The 19,479-nt window shown below is 47.1% G+C and carries 16 protein-coding genes; 4 read left to right on the forward strand and 12 right to left on the reverse strand.

The window, feature by feature from the left end; translation table 11 throughout:
• Positions 1-94: 94 nt before the first annotated feature.
• The gene (locus ACQ5BJ_RS18965; protein WP_005545385.1) at positions 95-271 is read right to left on the reverse strand and encodes an AraC family transcriptional regulator; all 177 of its coding nucleotides are present in this window, start codon (positions 269-271) and stop codon (positions 95-97) included.
• A 439-nt stretch (positions 272-710) separates the two neighbouring features.
• Between ACQ5BJ_RS18965 and ACQ5BJ_RS18970 the strand changes: the two genes are divergently transcribed.
• Positions 711-2,861, forward strand: coding sequence for a YhgE/Pip family protein (locus ACQ5BJ_RS18970; RefSeq protein WP_430111953.1), 2,151 nt, complete (start codon positions 711-713; stop codon positions 2,859-2,861).
• A gap of 220 nt (positions 2,862-3,081) precedes the next feature.
• Positions 3,082-4,392: an MFS transporter gene (locus ACQ5BJ_RS18975; RefSeq protein WP_005545387.1), complete on the forward strand. Its 1,311-nt coding sequence runs from the start codon at positions 3,082-3,084 to the stop codon at positions 4,390-4,392.
• A 142-nt stretch (positions 4,393-4,534) separates the two neighbouring features.
• Here the strand turns inward: ACQ5BJ_RS18975 and ACQ5BJ_RS18980 are convergent, their stop codons facing one another.
• From ACQ5BJ_RS18980 to ACQ5BJ_RS18990, 3 genes are all read right to left on the reverse strand, one after another.
• Positions 4,535-7,534, reverse strand: coding sequence for a YhgE/Pip domain-containing protein (locus ACQ5BJ_RS18980; RefSeq protein WP_005545389.1), 3,000 nt, complete (start codon positions 7,532-7,534; stop codon positions 4,535-4,537).
• 21 nt (positions 7,535-7,555) lie between these two features.
• The gene (locus tag ACQ5BJ_RS18985; RefSeq protein WP_238555787.1) at positions 7,556-8,170 is read right to left on the reverse strand and encodes a TetR/AcrR family transcriptional regulator; all 615 of its coding nucleotides are present in this window, start codon (positions 8,168-8,170) and stop codon (positions 7,556-7,558) included.
• Positions 8,171-8,350: 180 nt separating this feature from the next.
• Positions 8,351-9,094, reverse strand: a complete 744-nt coding sequence (locus ACQ5BJ_RS18990) for an MBL fold metallo-hydrolase (RefSeq protein ID WP_268622905.1) — start codon at positions 9,092-9,094, stop codon at positions 8,351-8,353.
• 425 nt (positions 9,095-9,519) lie between these two features.
• Here ACQ5BJ_RS18990 and ACQ5BJ_RS18995 point away from each other — a divergent pair, with 425 nt between their 5' ends.
• The gene (locus ACQ5BJ_RS18995; RefSeq protein WP_163979195.1) at positions 9,520-9,846 is read left to right on the forward strand and encodes a YxeA family protein; all 327 of its coding nucleotides are present in this window, start codon (positions 9,520-9,522) and stop codon (positions 9,844-9,846) included.
• A gap of 152 nt (positions 9,847-9,998) precedes the next feature.
• Here ACQ5BJ_RS18995 and ACQ5BJ_RS19000 read toward each other — a convergent pair whose 3' ends face one another.
• Together ACQ5BJ_RS19000 and ACQ5BJ_RS19005 are read right to left on the reverse strand one after the other, a co-directional pair.
• On the reverse strand, positions 9,999-10,169 hold the full coding sequence (locus tag ACQ5BJ_RS19000) for a CxxH/CxxC protein (protein ID WP_005545397.1): 171 nt from the start codon (positions 10,167-10,169) through the stop codon (positions 9,999-10,001).
• Positions 10,170-10,281: 112 nt separating this feature from the next.
• Positions 10,282-11,529 (reverse strand): S1C family serine protease, encoded by a 1,248-nt coding sequence (locus tag ACQ5BJ_RS19005; RefSeq protein WP_171417399.1) that lies wholly within the window; start codon positions 11,527-11,529, stop codon positions 10,282-10,284.
• 241 nt (positions 11,530-11,770) lie between these two features.
• On the opposite strand from ACQ5BJ_RS19005, the gene ACQ5BJ_RS19010 reads away from it, so the two are divergent.
• Positions 11,771-11,995 carry a hypothetical protein gene (locus ACQ5BJ_RS19010; protein ID WP_005545400.1) on the forward strand — a complete coding sequence of 75 codons (225 nt, stop codon included), beginning with the start codon at positions 11,771-11,773 and terminating at the stop codon, positions 11,993-11,995.
• On the opposite strand, the gene ACQ5BJ_RS19015 is transcribed toward ACQ5BJ_RS19010, so the two are convergent.
• The 6 genes from ACQ5BJ_RS19015 to ACQ5BJ_RS19040 form a co-directional block, all read right to left on the reverse strand.
• On the reverse strand, positions 11,949-12,770 hold the full coding sequence (locus ACQ5BJ_RS19015) for an MBL fold metallo-hydrolase (protein ID WP_430111956.1): 822 nt from the start codon (positions 12,768-12,770) through the stop codon (positions 11,949-11,951). The two genes, ACQ5BJ_RS19010 and ACQ5BJ_RS19015, sit on opposite strands and share 47 nt — an antisense overlap.
• The gene (gene yycI / locus ACQ5BJ_RS19020) at positions 12,767-13,516 is read right to left on the reverse strand and encodes a two-component system regulatory protein YycI (RefSeq protein ID WP_005545404.1); all 750 of its coding nucleotides are present in this window, start codon (positions 13,514-13,516) and stop codon (positions 12,767-12,769) included. The genes ACQ5BJ_RS19015 and yycI overlap by 4 nt, the downstream gene beginning before the upstream one ends.
• Positions 13,517-13,549: 33 nt before the next feature.
• Complete coding sequence (yycH, locus tag ACQ5BJ_RS19025) at positions 13,550-14,869, reverse strand: two-component system activity regulator YycH (RefSeq protein ID WP_430111958.1); 1,320 nt, start codon at positions 14,867-14,869, stop codon at positions 13,550-13,552.
• A complete protein-coding gene (gene walK / locus ACQ5BJ_RS19030; protein ID WP_372515385.1) occupies positions 14,866-16,653 on the reverse strand; it encodes a cell wall metabolism sensor histidine kinase WalK in 1,788 nt (595 codons plus the stop codon). The genes yycH and walK overlap by 4 nt, the downstream gene beginning before the upstream one ends.
• Positions 16,654-16,733: 80 nt before the next feature.
• A complete protein-coding gene (gene yycF / locus ACQ5BJ_RS19035) occupies positions 16,734-17,468 on the reverse strand; it encodes a response regulator YycF (RefSeq protein WP_268599174.1) in 735 nt (244 codons plus the stop codon).
• A gap of 209 nt (positions 17,469-17,677) precedes the next feature.
• A complete protein-coding gene (locus tag ACQ5BJ_RS19040) occupies positions 17,678-19,213 on the reverse strand; it encodes a peptidoglycan DD-metalloendopeptidase family protein (protein ID WP_289356756.1) in 1,536 nt (511 codons plus the stop codon).
• Positions 19,214-19,479 lie beyond the last annotated feature (266 nt).

The raw sequence follows: 19,479 nt of genomic DNA on the forward strand, positions 1-19,479 counted from the left end.
CATCATCTTTTATAGTCGGCTGTCCCTGCAAAGTAATGAAACGCATTTCTCATTTCTTCGCCGATTCTACTCCTTACGAAATATTCAAAAATTGCTAGATGCCAAAATGCTTCCGATACTCAAGAAGCGTCATCTTCACGATCTGCTTAAATACGCGATTAAAATATTGAAGAGTTGTATATCCCGCGGCATGTGCATCCTCCCTCTTCCACATCTGCATGGCTAGCTTGCGTTCAACAACATCTTGATCCGCGAGCATGACCCGCAACATCAATGTCCCTCCTTTGCTGCTTTACTTGGTAATCAACGTTAACATAAACCGTTGGCGTCTGGTCATGATCTAACCAATCTTATCCAAATCTTAATAGTCAGTCGTACACCCGACCTCCTTTCCCTCTCTTCATAAAATGTACTGCTTAATGAGCAGAGCTGCCCGTACGCATCAGACTTTTTTCATCCGTTACAATACCTCCCTCTCTAAATTAGCTGACATGAGTCGGATGATTCGTCCCTACTATTTATGCAAGCGCTTTCCTAAAAATTGTTCACATTCCCCTTGCTTGCTTTGGCATTGACCCATCACCACACAATCCGTACACTGTATCCTCCAGCTTTAAGGCATCACCTCCTTTATCGCATGTTTCTCGCCTAAAATAGGCACAATGATAGCAATGTTGTCAATTCTTGAAATGAACGGGAGAGCAACTGCTATGAAATCCATCTTCAACCTATACCTGACTGACCTGAAACGCATTACAAGCAATTGGGCGGCCGCTATTGTGATTACGGGCCTTATTGCCCTTCCTTCCCTATATGCATGGTTCAACATTCTGGCATCATGGGATCCCTACAGCAACACCAAGGGGGTAGCCATTGCTGTCGCCAACAATGATAAGGGCGATACCCTGATGGACAAGCCAATCAATATCGGCAAGCAAATCATCGAATCGCTCAAGACCAATGAAGCGATCGGCTGGACATTCATGGACGAGAAAGAAGCACTGCGCCGCGCCGAACGCGGACAGGTATACGCAGCCATTATTATCCCCGCCGATTTTTCCGCACGGATCGGTACCGTATTGTCCAATGATCCGCAGAAGGCGGAAATCGTCTATTACGTGAATGAGAAGATCAATGCAATTTCACCGAAAATTACAGCCAAAGGCGCGTCCGGCATCATCGAGCAGGTCAGCTCCAACTTCGTTCGTGAAGCCAATCGCACCATCTTTAAAATATTTAACGATGTAGGGGTGGAACTGAAAAATGAGCTCCCGACCATCGAAAAGGTAAAAAACCTCGTCTTTAAGCTGGAAAAAGGGTTCCCAGAGCTCACACATATCGTCGATGTGGCACTGCGCGATACGGCGAAGGCCAATGACATTGTAGCCTCAGCACAGCGTAATCTCCCGCTCGTTTCTCAGGTGGCCGAGGAAGGAGCCCGCTTCTCTCGCAGCGTTGGTGATCTGCTCAATTATAGCGAGCAAGGGATTGATACGATATCTCCCTTTATTAAGCAGGATCTTAACTCCATTCAACAGACGGCATTGGCCATTCAAGATTTGACCTCCCTACTGCAAGATGCAAGCAGCGATCCCTCTCTTGTGAAGGAGGCTTTGAATCGTGCCGAGGGTCGGCTGAATACTGCTCTTACACTTGTAGATGGTCTTAGCAGCTGGTTCAGTCGACTTAATGGGGTTGTCCCTGGAGATCGCTTTGGCAGCACTATAGGACGCTTGAAATCCATACGAGATAAGCTGGAGCGACAATTATCCACTGTGCGTCAAATCTCCGGCGCAGTAGATCGTGGTGAGAAAGTGTCGGCAGACCTGATTAATCAATTGAATCGGATTGCGAAAGAGACTGCTGATATTACGGGCAGCATATTAAATCGGTACGATGATGAGATTAAGCCGAATATTGTCCAAGGCATTCAGACAGCAAAGCGTACCGTCAACAATGTTCAGACTGTATTGCAGGATGCACTGAATCATATGCCTGACGTAAAGAAAATTCTGAACGATGCCGCTAAGCTGATTTCGGTCGGTAGTGAGGAAATTGCAAAGATACAGCACAGCCTGCCGGAAGCGCAATCCAAGCTGACGGATATCGCGAATCGAATTCGCTCATTAGAGGCACGTGGCGATATCAATGAAATTATTGATTTGCTGAGAAACAATTTTGAGAAAGAGAGCGAGTTTTTCGCTGAGCCCGTCGTGTTGAAAGAACATAAGCTGTTTCCGATCCCGAACTACGGATCGGCCATGTCACCATTCTTCTCTACGTTATCATTATGGGTCGGTGCCCTGCTCCTGGTGTCGCTTCTGACGGTGGAGGTGCATGAGGAAGGCGTAAAATATAAGGATCATCAAGTGTATTTCGGTCGCTATCTCACCTTCGTTACAATCGCGCTGCTGCAGTCCTTGCTTGTAACACTAGGCGATTGCTATCTGTTGAAGGCATACGTGCTCAATCCATTCTGGTTCGTTCTCTTCGGCATGATGCTAAGCGTCGTATTCATGCTAATAGTATATACGCTCGTATCTGTCTTCGGCAACGTAGGCAAAGCGTTGGCCATCGTGCTGCTTGTTCTCCAGCTGGCAGGCTCAGGAGGTACCTTCCCAATCCAAGTAACACCGCCTTTTTTCCAGGCAATTCATCCTTATTTGCCATTCACCTATGGCATCAGCATGATGCGTGAGGCGGTCGGCGGTATCCTATGGGATGTAGTGTGGCGCGACTTGATGATGATGTGTATCTATGTTGCGATTACACTCGTCATGGGCCTTCTGCTAAAGACACCGCTCAACCGGTCAAGCGCCAAGTTCGTGCGAAAGGCGAAGGAGAGCAAACTGATTCACTAGCCTTACATTCAGACACGCATGTTCCATACAGTACGTATAATCTAGGGCGATCATGAATTCTATCCTATCCATTAGCGCTCGATAGTACATCTGCTGGCTTAGAACTTAAAGCTTAGAGCATCGAGCTCTGGAACCCAAATCGAACAATTCGACCCCTTCCTTGTTCGCGGAACCATTGATACAATGGAAGATGCTAACATGGACAATCGGAGGAACGAACATGCGCTTAATTCAACAAGTATGGACAGACGTGAAGCAATGGGATCGGAATATTAAGCTGTTTTTTATCGCCAACTTGTGCTTTCAAGTGGGCAGCGGTATGTTCATGGTACTCTACAACTTGTATATTCAATCACTCGGATATAATGATGACATGAACGGGACGCTCATCAGCCTGCAATCTCTTGCTACGGCTTTGATGTTTGTCCCGATTGGCTTTCTGGGGGATCGCACGAGCCGGAAGAAGATTCTCATCCTTGGCGCGCTGCTAACAGGGATCGGATTCATTGGACGCTCCTATGTTGAGTCATCTACGAACCTGCACGTATTGGCGGTTTTTTCAGGGCTAGTTGCGTCGGCCTTTCAAGTTATTGCTGTTCCGTTCCTTGCGGAAAATGCCCGTAAGGAGCAGCGTTTGCAGCTCTTCAGTTATCACTTTGCTTTAGGCTTGGCTGCGCAGGTATTTGGCAGCATGGGAGGAAGCGCCTTGGCGGATGTACTGCAATCTACAGGCTGGACACGGGTTGCGAGCCTACAAACCGTATTGATGCTGGGCGGAATCGCCACATTAATCTCCTTCCTGCCGCTGCTTGCCGTGAAGGAAGCGCGCAAGCGAGGTGCTTTACAGGCAGAGACGGAACCAGCAGCTCCATCACGGACAGCAGCTTCAAAACGCAAGGAAGAAGATCTTCAACATCCTAATCCGGCAGCAGAATGGCGCGACATTCGCCGCCTTACCTTCTGTCAGCTGCTTGTAGGCTTAGGCTCTGGGCTAGTCGTTCCCTACTTGAACCTATATTTTACGAATCGATTCGACACTTCCATCACTATGGTCGGTTTGTTAATCTCGTTAGGGCAGGTCATGACGATTATTTCTATGCTTATTGGCCCAACGCTGGTGAAGCGAATCGGACAGGTGCCAGCGATCGTCGTGTTCCAAATGCTATCCCTGCCATTCCTGCTGTTGACCGGATTCACCAACGCGCTTTCCATTGCCATCGTCAGCTTCCTGTTCCGGCAAGCGCTTATGAATGCAGCCAACCCAATTCAATCCGCCGTTATGGTTGACCGAATTTCAGACTCCCGCCGCGGAATTGCAAATTCATTAACACAGACTGCCTTTATGCTTGGATGGGCAAGTATGGGCACAGTGCAATCCTATTTGGTAACGACTCACGGCTATTATTGGGGCTATGCGATGACCTTTAGTATTACAGGAGTTCTCTATGTAACCTCATCCATTTGCTACTTCACTATGTTCCGCGAGAAGCGTATTCAGAAGGATCTGCAAACCGAGGGAATTGCTACATAAGTCTAGATCGTCCAGCACAAACTCAAGAACCATACGAAATCCAAAAAAACTGCCTGATTGCTCAGGCAGCTTTTTTGCTTATATGGCTATATATAATTGCATGACTCTGTTACCCTATCTTACACAATCTCAGCCTAACTGCTTACAGAAGCTTACTTTGCTTCGCCTTCTTCAAGAACTTATCACTAGACTTATTAATCGTCTTCTTCAAGCCTACACCAAGTACAAAGGCAATTCCGATATAAATCAACAGGATGAGTACATGCTTCGTTACGACATCCCACAGAATTCCCCCCACGGCTTCTCGCATAATGCCGATTGCATGTGTGAATGGCAGGAACGGATTCAGCTTCTGGAAGAACTTCGGCGTCATTTGAATCGGGAATGTACCGCCCGAGGCTGCCAATTGGAACACGAGCAATACAATGGATAGCGCCTTCCCTACATTTCCGAATACCGATACCAACGTATAGACGATGCTGACGAATATGATACTGATGAAAATCCCGAATGCAAAGAACCAGAACTTATGCACGACATACGTTTTGAGCAGGAACATGTCGCCCAATGTCACGATCATGCTCTGACATATCCCGATCGTTACAAAGGTCATCCAACGTCCGAAGTACACTTGGTAGCTCTTATAATCTTGCTTGTTCTCGATATCCACAATCAGCATGGAGATAAGCAGCAAGCCGCCAACCCATAATGCCAATGTCGTAAAGAACGGTGACATCGCTGATCCATAGTTCGGAACTGGGAACAATTCATGTTGATTGAGCAGTACCGGCTCTGCAAAGAACTGGCTTTCCTTTGCAGCATCTTTGCGAAGCAAATCAATGATTTGATCCAGGTCGCCTTTTGCTTCGAATTCACGGATTTTAGCAGCGATATCCTTTACTTTCTTTTTGAGTTCCGGGTATTTGTCACTGAATTCATTCAGGCCATCTTCCCCAGTATTAATTTTGCCCTTCACATCGGCTAATTGGGCTTCGATTTCTGGAATCATCGAATATACTTCTTTTTTCACGTTCTTGATGAAATCCAGACCTTTGCGGGAATCCTTGACGCCTTTATCGAAGGCAGGGACAACATCCGAATCGATCTTCTTCACGATTTTATCAATAGATGCGCTTGTGTCCTTCGTAGAATCATAAATTTTTTGCAGCGCATCCTTCGTCGGCTGATTCGCCTTGCCTGCTGCTTCACTTGCACGCATCAGCATATCCGACAAGTCTGCGATTTTCCCTTTCAGCTTATACATGTTATCGACGATATCTGTAATTGCACCGTCGTCTACCGTCTGCTTCATTTTCTCGGTAGCAGAAATGAGCTGATCCGCCACTTTTTGTCCGCTATCAATATGCTTCTTCGCGTTATTGATTTGATCAATTACTTTGTCCGCTGTATTGCGGTTCATAACTTTATCGGCCAAATTAATGACATTGCGCGTGCTGACCTGCATTTTATCAATCATGTTCAGAACATCACGATTCAATGCCTGCATGTCTCCGCGAATCGTATGGAATCGTGGTTTAATGCTGTTATCGTAATCATTAATGAGCTGACCGACGACCTCACTTGCTCTTGCTATAGCTTCAGCGCCAATCTGCTTGCCATTGCCTAGTCGATCCTGCAGCAGAGTCAGCTTCGTCTCCATACCCTTCAATTGGGCAATCAGCAGGCCAGTGTCTACGCCAGTCACTTGGGCAAGCTTATCCAGTTGATTCTTATACTTCTCCAAGGAGCTTAGCGTAAGCTTCAGCTGATTAGTCAGATCCCCTATAGCTGTATTCAGCTTATCGGATAATGAAGCATCTGTTGCACTGCCTTGAATAAGCTTATTGACCCGATCAATCTTCTCTTGCAGCTGGCCAAGATGCTCTCGATACATTTTGCCCAGCCGCTCTGCCTCATCAAAGGCTTTAGTTACGGTTGGAGCAACCTGCGAGTTCAGGCTCGCTCTTGCCTTATCCAAAATGTTATTTACATCAATAGCCTTATTTCGAATATCCTTCAGCTTATCGTCGGCAATCGATTTTACAGACTCAACTGTTCTTTGTGCTTCATCCAGACGATTCTTCAAATCCTCTGCGCCCCGCTTCGCATCAGTCAGGGAGGTTAGCACATTATCGAACATTCCGTTATTTCTTAAATTGCGGTCTATATCTTCCACAGTCGTGATTACACGCTGCAAGGAATTCATCCCGGACTCCACTTCAGCACTCTTCTTGGCCAGCTCTGTTTCCACTTTGCCAAGGTCGAAGTCCGAGTTCATAATATTTTCTGCAACCTTCGATGTATCATTGACGACACCCTGCAGCTTGCGCAAATTATCTTTGACAACCGGCACTTCCTTATGGAAAGTATCATTGCCCTCATCGATCAGATTCTCTGCATCTGCAATTACCGAATCCGGTCGATTTTCAAAGCGTTTGATGACACGAATTGCGGACTCTGCCTTACTTACAAAGTCCTTTGCCTTTATAATATCCACTTGGCCCGACTTCATCAGCTTCTCGATTTCCGGAAGCTTCTCTTCCAGCTTGAAGATGTTGTCTCTCAGCTTCTTAATATCGGGTTCATTCGTCTCCAGCTTAAGGCCCACATCATTGAAAATATCGAAGATTGCTTTATTTGCCGTCTCGACAAAGTTGCTGCTGATATTCGATACAAGCGTTGAAGCTCCTGCACCCGCAACCTTTGGCGATATCGCGTTAATCTTTTCATTAATGTAGTAATCGAGCTGCGCCTTTTCTGGGTGATCCGAAATAACGGAAGAAATCTTCTCTGAGAAATCCTCAGGAATAACAATGGCCGCGTAGTAGTCGCCATGGTTGACCCCTTTGACAGCTTCTTCCTTCGTGACAAATTTCCACCCTAACTTGTTATTTTCCTTTAACTGATCCATGACCTTTTTCCCGACATCAAGATCCTTGCCTTCCACCTTAGCACCTTTATCCAAGTTCGCAACCGCAACCGCTACGTCCTTCGTATTGGCATACGGATCCCAAGATGGGAGAATATTGAACCATGCATACAGGGAGGGCAGAATCACTACTGCTAAAATGACAATAATTGCAGCAGGATTGGTTATAATGTTGCGAAGATCCGTTTTATAAATGCGTAAGATGTTCTTCATCCCACTGCCACCACCATTCTTCTAAATAATATGTATTGCGTTATCCGATTCTCGCAATTCTGTTTGTGCTGCCCCATTCATTAAATAAAATTCCAGCAACTGTGGTATCTGGCCTTGATGAAAAGCCTGAGCCCGCTTCGGCCAATCTACCGCTAAAGCCACATAGGTTCTTATAAATAGGAAAGCCGTTAGTTCAGCATCGCAGCTTTTTAACTCTCCAGAATGAATAGCTAGCTCCACTTGCTCCTTCACAAAGTGCTGGAGCGCATCTTCAACCTTGCCTATTTTCGACATTACAATCTCGGTACCCATTTCCCTCATCTCGTGTGAGAGAACGACCATCAAATCATGCTTGGATCGAAACTCCAATACGTTGTGAAGCGTACGGTGCAGATTCTCTAAGAAGGTTGCACCTTGCTGGATAGACGACTTTGCAATTTCCAAAATGTCTTGAATGAACCCTTTCATAATCGCTTCTAACAGCTCTTCCTTATTCGGAAAAAAGCGATAAATCGTACCTTTTCCGACATGTGCAAGTCTCGCAATCTGATCCATGGTGCTGCCTTTATAACCATAAAGTGAAAATGACTGTGTTGCTGCCTCTATTATTCTCGTTCTTCGATCAACAATCATCATAATTCCTCCTTTCCGCAAAGAGGCGATTTTGAACAGGCTTCAGAACTACAGAACTGATCGTGAATTTTGGTCATTCATTCTTGCTATTATACTTCCAGTAAAATGAATTTGCAAGAAACAACACATTTTAGACACAAAAAAGCGCCCTATCTCATTGACAGAACGCTTGTAACCGTTTTCCTATTCCAAGATTTTGCTGCTCATGGGTACAACTCCCCACTTCCGCTCTGCATCCTGAATCGCTTGATCCATGACAGAAACTGGGTTCACAATCATTCCCCCATGACCAACAGCAAGCAGGGTAGGCTGCAATGCTATTAGCTTGCATGCACTCGCCAATGCGGCTTCCTTATTCCAAGTCGCCATTGCAGGGAATGGGAATAGTGGCTTGAACATCCCCGACACTGCAACCCCTCCCCGAATCTGAAAAGCATCGCCCGCAAGCAGAGCTCCATCCCTTGTATCATAGAAAGCCATCATACCTGGTGTGTGGCCTGGTGCAAGCACAGCGCGTAAAGATCCTATCCTTTGTCCATCTTGCAAGAAAACATCCGGCTTCGTCCGAATCGCCCCTTCTTTCGGTACACCACCGCGAATTGGTGTTACAGGCTCACCAGCCTCTAATGTTCGATTCCCTGCCAACAGTTTGGCATCACGAGCAGAGATCAATACCTGAGCATCAGGAAGCTCTTGCTTCAAGGCATCCAGAGCACCAATGTGATCATCATGTGCATGAGTAAGCAAGATACGTGTAATCGGCTTTCCAATTTGCTTAGCTGCCTTCAATATACTAACTGCACTATAAGGAAGAGCAGCATCCACCAATGTCAGTCCGTGCTCCTCTTCAACCAAATAACAATTCACCGGAAACAAACGTGGAAGGAAAGACAGTTGAAAGATGTGACCTTGCTTACGCATACGCATGAATGACCATTCCCTTCTAACTAATTGTAATTATATATTAACTAATGTCATTAGTTTTTGCAAGAAGAAATTTCCCTATTGCTTTGCATAGCATGTCCTCTCTCTAAATAGGCTTACTAAACGAAATCGTTGTACATTTTCGGCCAGATAAAGCGTTCAATGCCCCATAGCTCTTTGTTTTTGGCTATCCACATGTGGATAACTATTCTCCATAGTCCCACTATTTCTTATCCACATATTCATCCACGTTATCACCAGCCGCTGACTATTTCTACAGATGGCTGTCATCCCTCTTTTCACTCCTCTATATTCTCCGAGACACATGACATAACTGTAAGGATGCTGTTGGGTAAATCGATTTGTCCTTCCTCTTGTACTTGTTATGATAAGACTCAGGAATATGGATAACCCGGAGGTAACCACATATGAAGAGAATAATCACTTTATTCGCAGTCATCACCTTATTTGCAAGTATTCTTGTCGGCTGTGACTATAATCGAGACGGCAAGCAGCAATATTATGTCCAAACTGTTGGCGATCCAAATGAGCAAGGTGAGTATACACTCCCTGCATTTGATGAAAACGGCAATGAGAAAAAGCTTACTTTTATGAAAACAGGGGAAAATCGCAAGTTTAAAGAACATGCCTTTTTACGTGTCTATGTCAAAGATGAGGAACGAGTAACTGCCTACGAAGAGATAAGCAAGGATGAGTTGCCGGATAAGGTTAAGGACAAGCTGAATGTAAAATAACTTACTGCCATTCACTCCTAATCAACTAACGCAAAAAAACAAGGGCGTATCCCCACCTCGGGGGCAGCGCCCTTGTTGTGTACACTCTATTGAACCGTATGAACGAATTAGCCCATGTCTTGCTGCACAGACCAATACGCCCAACGACAAGACTACACGACCAGAAACTTTGCTTCTTGCTCGCAATCCATACAGCACTTGATTGGCCGTTCCCAATCACTGAATTCTACGCCATCCAAATCGACTACATCAGGCGCATCTTCGAACTCATCTACAAAATTGTCAATTGCCAATTCTACATGCTCTTTACAGACTACGTACATGTCGTTCCCTCTTTCTCGCTAATCTTGCTGTATTATTACGTCCATCATAACATAAATAGGACAAGTACGGGGAAAAGACCTTTGTTTTCCCCATCAATGGACATTGATTAGTTTATCCGCCCTGCTGCGGCTTATCCTCAAGCTGTACAGTCGTCATCATCAGCTTGCCTTCACGATAGAAGTGAACCTCCATCGTTTCCCCGATCTTCTTCTTCTCATATAGGTATTTGCGCAGGTCGCGGGTTTGACCAATGGCCTCATTATCGAAGCGGATAATCACGTCATTCAGCTTCAATCCCGCCTTCTTCGCTGGCCCTGTGGCTTCCAGTACAATGACCCCGTTCTTCACTTCATGTGGCAGCTTCAGATCATTGCGCTGCTCCTCTGTAATTGGGGCATAAGGATTCGTCAGATCGATCGTATAGACGCCCAAGTAAGGCCGAACCACCTTGCCATTCTTCATAATCTCATTCACAATCGACATCACTTCATTCGTCGGGATCGCGAATCCAAGACCCTCAACGCCGGTCGTAGCAATCTTCATTGTATTGATGCCGATGACCTGTCCCTGCAAGTTTACGAGCGCACCGCCGCTATTGCCTTCATTAATGGCTGCATCCGTCTGGATGACCATCTGCTCCCAGTCATATACGCCATCCTGGTTTAGGGAGACCGGGATAAGCCGTTTCGTATAACTAACGATACCAGCAGTCAGAGATCCGCCGAGACCGAGCGGGTTGCCGATTGCCACCACGGTTTCCCCAAGGCGCAGCTGCCGTGAATCCCCAATCTCCGCAACCGTTGTTACACCTGCATCATCAATGCGAAGAACCGCAACGTCCATCACGCGATCCTTGCCTACGAGCTCTGCATTTTTGCGCTGTCCGTTCGAAAGCACGACCTCCAGCTTGTCTGCTCCCTGCACAACATGCTCATTTGTCAGGATGAACGCTTTGCCATCATCGCGCTTGATAATTACACCCGATCCCAGATTCGTATCCTTCTCATCCTCGGTCTCAGGTGCCGCTAATCGCTTCTGCTCATTGACAATGCTGACGACTGCGGGGCCAACCTTATCCGCTACAGATACAATCCGATCATAGGGATCAACTGTTCCCGCAGTATTGACTGCTACAGGCTGTGGGGACGTGCCGCTCCCTACGATCCAGCTATATACAATAACCGCTGACAAGGCACTGACTACCGAGCTTACGATAGCTACTTGCACGGTAGACCATTTGCGGCCAGACCAATGGGATCTGCCCAGAATCCATCCCGTTCTTGCTTCACGTTCCTGCCATCTTCGCTTTACCCTGCCAGACACCTTTGTCGAGAAAAAATCATCATCAAACAAGCTCATCCGAACAACTCCCCTCAACCCTCCAACCGGGATCGATCCACGCGTTGAATCGATGCCTAAGCAGCATCATCACCATGGAATGATATGGCTGAAAATCGTCAACACTATATATTAATGCATACTATGAGCTTGTCATGTAAAAAGAAATGTACTAGATTTGCAAGCTTGTACATATTCTATCATACAAACAGGAAGTTGAGAGAACAATATCCCTTCCCTAATCGAAAGGAGCTATCGATTTATGACGACAACTAACCCAATTTGGTCAGACATCGACCTCGTCGGTCAACTCGCTGATATGAAGGAAGACCAATACCGTCTCACCTTGGCACTATCTACCCTTATGGAGCTGCTCGTGGAGAAGGGTCTGATTACACAAGAGGATATCTCCCAAAAGGCCAATGACCTTGATAGATGGCTTACAGACGCACCACAGACTTCGCGTGAACCGTATCCCATTCCGTAGGCTTGTTATAATACGTGTCTTTTATTTGCAATTCGCTCTCTTTGAAAAAATGGCCGTTGTCCTCCATGACTCCCTTCACCGTCAAGCGGGCGAGATCCATCATATTGTGATCCAAGCTCAAGTGCGCCAAATACACACGGCGAGTATTGCCTGTCGCAATCTCGCACAGCGCCTCGCCTGCCGCATCATTGGACAAATGGCCCATATCCCCGAGTATCCGCCGCTTAATGTTCCATGGATATCGGCCCATACGAAGCATTTCCGTATCGTGGTTCGATTCCAGCACAAGTACATCGGAATCGATAATCTCATCGCGAACCTTATCGCTCATATAGCCAAGATCCGTCGTAACACTCAGCTTCGTTTCGCCTTCATAGAACTTATAGCCGACCGGCTCGGCAGCATCATGGGAGATACCGTACGATTCTACACGCAAATCCCCAAAGTCGCGCGCCTCGCCGGTTTGCATAACAATCCGATTTTCCTCTGCGATTTCACCCACATGCTTCTCAAGTGCTTCCCAAGTATTTTCGTTGGCATAGATCGGCACATTATGCTTGCGAGAGAATGCACCTAGACCTTTAATATGATCAGAATGCTCATGCGTAACGAATATGGCGTTAATCTGCTTGCCGGAAAGTCCTTGCTCCTTCAGGAGCTGCTCTGTCCGTTTACAGCTCAGGCCCACATCGATCATCACCGTTGCATCCTCGTTCTGAATGACCGTTGCATTGCCTGTTGATCCACTCGACAATACCGAAAATCGCAAACTCATCTATCGTTCTCCTTCTTTCCTTCTTGCGGCGTATCAATCGCCCCACTTATCGCATTCACATAATAGACTTCATCATTTTCCAACAGGATGCGCCATGATGGCGCCGCCACCTGCGTATTGGCCGCATCGAATATTTGACCGTGATAGCCAAGCTGTACATCCTTAACGACAGCTCCAGACATTAAAGCACTCAAAATGACATGCTCCAAAGCTTGAGAAGCCGGCAATATTTTTTGCTCCTTGCTTTCCTTCGCCTCAATCAGCTCCACATATTGCTGCCGGAAGCCTTGGATCTTCTGCTGACTATGCACGAGATCCAGTGTCACCTCGAATATGGGCAGCCCGTTCGGCAGCCGCTGATGTAAGACGAAGGTGCCATTCCGACCGGTCAACGGGTCATATCGGTACATTTCGATATGAGGAATGTCCCCTTGAAGCGACTTGATCAAATCGTTCTCTGCGAATACAATCTTCGTATCCTGCGGTTGTTTAAGCGGCTCAATCTGCTCTCCGCGCTTCAGGAATCGATACGTAATTTCACGTAAGGCCGGAGTTTCCGAAGGAATCTTAGCCGTCACTTGTATCTTCTTCACTTCCATCATCTTCTTTGCCGCGTCAGACAGGGAGGTCCAATCCAGCTCGGAATGCATTTGGTCGCGTACTTCTTGCCAGAGCTGATAGCCCAGCACAATATTGAGCAGCAGAAAAGCATAGATCAATATATTCTTCGCCCGACTCCAATCCATGTGACTCCTCCCTTCTGATGAGCAATATCCCCTTTACTTTCCTGCAGCCTCATCGAGCAATGCAGTCGTTCCATCCTTGTACTTCACCTGCCATGCAGGCAGCAGTCGAACCGTGTCTTTCCCTAATATCGGAACATATACGGGATCAATGGCTGATATCGGCTTCTCCTTGCTAAGCTCTTTCAACTTTTTGATTAATGCATCGCCGATCGCCAACTTGCGCATCTCTTTTTTCGCTGCACGCTGATGAAGCTGCACAAGAGATCGTTCATAGCTCGTAACCGTGCCTTCCTGCATCGTGACCTGCATATAGCCAAACCGGAATCGGCTTGTATTTACAATCGGGTAAGAGCCCCAATACTGCTGGAACCGGATTGCTGTTCCTAATTCACTGGCTGCTCCATTTAACGAATCCCGCTTCATATTGTCAGGCATCGTAACACGATATCTGCCATTCCAGCCGCCATGCTGGTTAATGAACCGAACTGCTGCGGTTACATCTGATGTGATATCCTGTTGTCCTTCTGTCTGTACAACTGGATCGGAATAAATGAGCCACTGTAATCCACGGTTTACTTCAAGCCCCCGTTTAACATCGGTATAAATCTCAGAATTTCCAGTCTCAATATTTTTCGTTACGGTTGGGTCATTGAACAAACTGCGCTGCATCTGCTCCGCCGTAATTCGGTCAAACGGCAGTGTAACCTCCTGCATCTCAATAGGCTGCTCAGGAACATAATACGCTCCATCGACAAGCTTATAAGGCGTCCAGGCCCGTCCGAATTCGACTTGCTGCTTCACATCCTGCTCCGTCAAGTTCGCACTGGTCGACTCATAGACAGCGTCCCCCTCCGCATTGAAGAAGAAGACGCGGACTTCCTTCGTATCCTTCGTGGTATACAACCAGATTCGACGGATGCTTTCATTCATAAGTACACTATCATCGCCGATCGGGAACACCCTCTGCAGCAGCTTTACCGGAATAGGCGCGTGGAACAGCAGCTCTACCCCTTCGTTCTCCTCACGAATGCGAGCCCAATCTACCGCAGAGACTGAACGATACTGGAATCCATCGTACGAACGTCCTTGCAGCCGTTTGACGATAATGTTATAGAAGGTCATGCCTGGATATAGAACCGTATGCTTGTTCCCTCCTAGGTGAAGCACGAGCTGCTCCGGGAACACCAGATTCTCAACCTTCTCCTCTGGACCAAGCGGATCCGTCATAATATAGTCGCTAGTGGACTTTTTGCGTACGTCGAAGTTCGGCATGCTGTATGCGAGAAAGAAGCTTTGCAGCAAGCTTAACAGCACTAGAAATGTCAGCAACAGCGTCTTAATGCGCTCAATCATTCGCCTGCCTCACTCCCTTCCGCATTCATCAAGGTCAACGGAAGTGAGAAGGTAATTTCAGTACCTGAGCCCCATTCCGACTCAATCCATATATCCCCGCCATGCGTTCGCACAATTTCCCGGGCAATGGACAAGCCAAGTCCCGTACCGCCCATATTTCGTGAGCGTGCCTTATCTACTCGATAGAATCGTTCGAATATTCGTTCCAAATCCTTCTGTGGAATACCTAGACCATTATCCTGTACCGATACATGCAGCATACTGCGAGAATCATCCAACCCAGCAACCAGCTTCACCTCGCCACCGTCTGGCGTATACTTCACTGCATTGGACACGAGATTGTCCAGCAATTGATCAATCTGATCCCGATCAATCATCACTGATCCGTCCTTCCCGATGTCTGGGGCGATTTCCACTGCTGCAGTGATTCCCTTTTTGCGGAACTGGAAGGAGAATCGATCAATAACGTCCTCCAGCATCTCCGTCATATCTGTCACCTGCTTGCGCAGCTTTGCCTGCTTCGAATCAAGACGCGACAAGTGCAGCAAGTCGGTCACAAGACGGATCATACGCTCCGTCTCATTCTGAATGACACCGACGAAGCGACCTGCAAGCTTCGGCTCCTCCAGCGCACCGTCACCCAACGCCTCGACATAGCTTTTAATCGTCGTTAGCGGCGTTCGAAGCTCATGTGACACATTCGCAACGAACTCACGACGTGACTGCTCTAGCTTCTCTTGCTCTGTCACATCCTGCAGGACAACAATCGAGCCCGTCATTCCTTCTCCACGGCGATGAACTGGCGTAAAGGAGATGCGCAAGATTGTCTCACTGTCCCCATCCTCCTCATGCGCTTCTGTCCGAGGTAGCAGCATCCAATTAAGCTTGCCATTCACCATCTCATTAATCTGCTCCTGTGGCACGCGAAGCACCTCGGCAATATGGCTGCTCTCGACTTCGCCTTGCTTTACATTAAGCAGCTTGCATGCACGTCTGTTGACGAGGATAACCTGTCCCTGCTCGTCCGTCGCCACTACACCGTCACTCATATTCGTCAGGATGGAAGTAAGCTTCTCCCTCTCTTCCTCATTGGCGTTCAACGCCTCCTGCAAGCGCCGGGTCATGTAATTGAAGGCTTCACTCAACTGACCAATTTCATCAGTGCCCATTACAGGAACCTGACCTGCAAAGTTCCCTTCCGCCACCTTTGTCGCCTGCTTCGTAATTTCCTTGATCGGCTGTGTTATTGTATGGGCTAGAATGACCCCGAGAACAGCCGTCAATCCAAGCGCAATTGCCATCCCGGAGAGGAAGATCCGATTGATTCCCTCAATCGTCGCATACAGTTCTTTCATCGAAGCGACAATATACAGGGCGCCAACAAGCTTCCCACTGGAGTAAACGGGCTTTGCCAACACCTGCTTGCGCACGTTATCCTCATCAATAATGACCTCTTGGTTATCCCGCATTCCCTGTAGCGCTCGATTTACTACCGTTTCTGTATTTTTACGCCCCACATATTCCATATGGGTTGGCACAGATGTCGTCAGTACCTTTCCGGTTACGTCTAGTACCTGAATCTCCACGCCGTTCATATTGATGAAGCTACGCACGAACTTATTCAGCGCCTCCAATGTCTGCTCATCATCCAGTGTTTCATCGCCTTTCAGCGTCTGACCGGCATAAATAGACATAAGCTCTGCAGTGTTCTGCAGCTCCTTCGTAAAGTTGGTCGTCTGCGTATGCTTCATGGAACTGACGAAATAGACGCCTATGAGTTGCATTGCAATCAAGATGAGCAATACATAGATAATAATCAGCTTTGCTTGGATCGTACGAAAAAACCGGCCTATTCCCCGCTTCACTAGAAGCCTCCGCTCCGCGGATTGCGCATCATATAGCCCAATCCACGCCGAGTGATGATATATTCCGGCTTACTTGGATCGTCCTCAATCTTTTCGCGCAATCGCCTTATCGTCACATCCACTGTACGCACATCTCCGAAATACTCATAGCCCCATACGGCCTGCAGCAAATGCTCGCGTGTCATGACCTTGCCTGCGTTGCGCACTAAATAGAACAGCAGTTCATACTCCCGATGAGTTAAATCAAGCATTGCGCCGTTCTTATATACCACATACATATCCGTATCAATAAGCAGCTCGTGAAGCTTGATACCCTGCTTTTCAGCCAATAGCGCCTCGGCGTCCTCTTCTTGGGTCGGAGTCGAAACCTTGTTTTGACGCCGCAAATGCGCCTTTACCCGAGCCAGCAGCTCTCTCGTACTGAAGGGCTTCGTTACATAGTCATCCGCACCCATTTCAAGACCGAGCACCTTATCCAGCTCCGTGTCCTTTGCTGTCAGCATAATGATAGGCATATGCAAATGTTGACGCACCTCGCGGCACACGTCCATTCCGTCCTTCACGGGCAGCATCAAATCAAGAAGCATCAGATCCGGCTTCTCCGATAAGGCCAATTCAACAGCAGCTCCCCCGTCAAAGGCGCAAATTACCTCATAGCCTTCCTTTTCCAAATTAAATTTTAAAATATCTGCAATCGGTTGTTCATCATCTACAACGAGTATTTTGCCGTACACGAATCCACACCTCTCCCTCTGCCTTCACATTTCCAATTACATACTATGAATTCACAATATTCCGATCTGTATGCAGCTAGTCCATATGTCACTCTATTTTACCATAATTGTCTCTACATCCCGAACCCAAACGTTGGAGGGGACGGCATAACACGGCAGTTAAGCTACAAAAAAGACGGGACATCCGATTCGTCCCGTCTAGCTTGTGTTTATAAATATTTTAGAGGGTTTTGAACCTCGTCATTTTTGATAATCTCAAAATGCAGATGCGTACCGGTTGAGTCTCCCGTATTTCCCATGACACCGATATCCTGGCCCTTCTCAACAATATCGCCTACGTTGATGTTAATCTTGCTAAGATGGCCGTACAACGTTTTGTAGCCATTGCGATGATTGACAATAATGCAGTTGCCATATCCGTTCTTCACGCCCGCGAACAGCACAACGCCTTCATCGGCGGCCATAATAGAACGATCAGAGGATACCATGTCGATGCCCTTGTGCATACGCCCCCAGCGCTTGCCGAATCCGCTCGTCAAGGTTGCACTGTTCACTGGCCAGTCAAAGGAGCCTGTCCCTTCACCGCGCACGATTTTCGTGCCGCGAACGACAATTTCCGGAATGGCTGGCTCAACAACCTCTTGCTCAAGCCACTCCTCGTGGGACAGCTTGCCGTTGTCTTTCACCAGACGATAAGACATGCGCTTGAGTCCCTGCTTGCCCTTACGGACAACCTTCGACTCGCCAGAACGCATATTTGGGTCTTCCTTGATCACTTTTTGTGGCTCAGTAACTAAATATTCGCTATACGCCTCAACCGTCTTCACGGTAATAAGCGGCTTCGAATCTGTTAAGTTAAGTACTTGCCCCTCCTTCAATCGTTCTTCACCGATTTCTGGATTATTGCGATAAATTGCCTCCATCGACACATTCATCTTGTTTGCAATTGAAGAGACGGTATCTCCATCCCTTACAATATATTGGAGCTTATTCGTAAGACCTGTCGTCAGCTTGCTAATTGCCTCTTCTGGTGTTAACAGTTGCTTAGGGCTAATATTGGCATTTTCCGTGCTGACTCGCTCGCGGAAGCTGACGGATTCAAGGCGTGATACCGCCTTCGTTGCCTTTTCTGAGCGCATAGGCGCAGCCAGTACACGAACTTCCTTCGCATTGCCCTTTTTAGATGCCGAAGGCGTATACTTCGCCTTTACTTGCTTCAATACTTTATCAGCCGTTGCCTCATCATTGACATAGCCGATCGCCTTACCATTGATATTCAGTTCCACACCTTCTGCATAAGCAGTAGTCAATTGATCGAGCTTGTCGAGCGTTGCTGACGTCGTTGGCTCTGCCTTGAAGCCGGAATCCTCAATCGTTCGGATCCCTTCCCGATTCAACTTCATGTGAGCATTCGGATATTTAGCCTGCTCTTTTTGCAAACGCTCAGTATAGAAGCGCTCTATTTCACCAAGATTGGACACAGTGCCCAATAGCTCATCCTGATGATATACATGATAAAAAGTTATCGTATTAGCCTTTACATATGTAATGCCGCCCCATATCGCAGATGCGACCAATGCCATGCCGCTAGTTGCAAAAATAATTGTTCTTTTTCCCTTTGTCATCCATCGGGTTGCAGGATTCATCGCTAACCGTTCCCGCCATGCAGCCGTCCATTGTTGCCATCGGTTGCGGCTATCCATTTGTTCATCCTCATCCCGACGATTTCCGTTGAAACGTTCCATGATGGTCTCCTTTACGAATACAGTGCCTATATTCTCATACGTAGTTTGATTTTTTCTATGAAAAGTTGAAAAGTTACAAAAAATTAATGTTTTGTCATCATTTTTTAATGTACCATAGGTCGAAAGTACATTGCAACTTGACCGAATTCGTCGCTTTATAGACGTTCCTCACCTCGATACCCCTTACTTTTGCACACAAAAACGCGGAATTGTGCTCATCGAAGAAAAGATGGCCAATTCCGCGCTTATTATTTTCTCTATTTGCC

Origin of the sequence: Paenibacillus sp. B1-35 (assembly GCF_050474385.1) — a bacterium.
Lineage (GTDB): Bacteria > Bacillota > Bacilli > Paenibacillales > Paenibacillaceae > Paenibacillus_B > Paenibacillus_B alvei.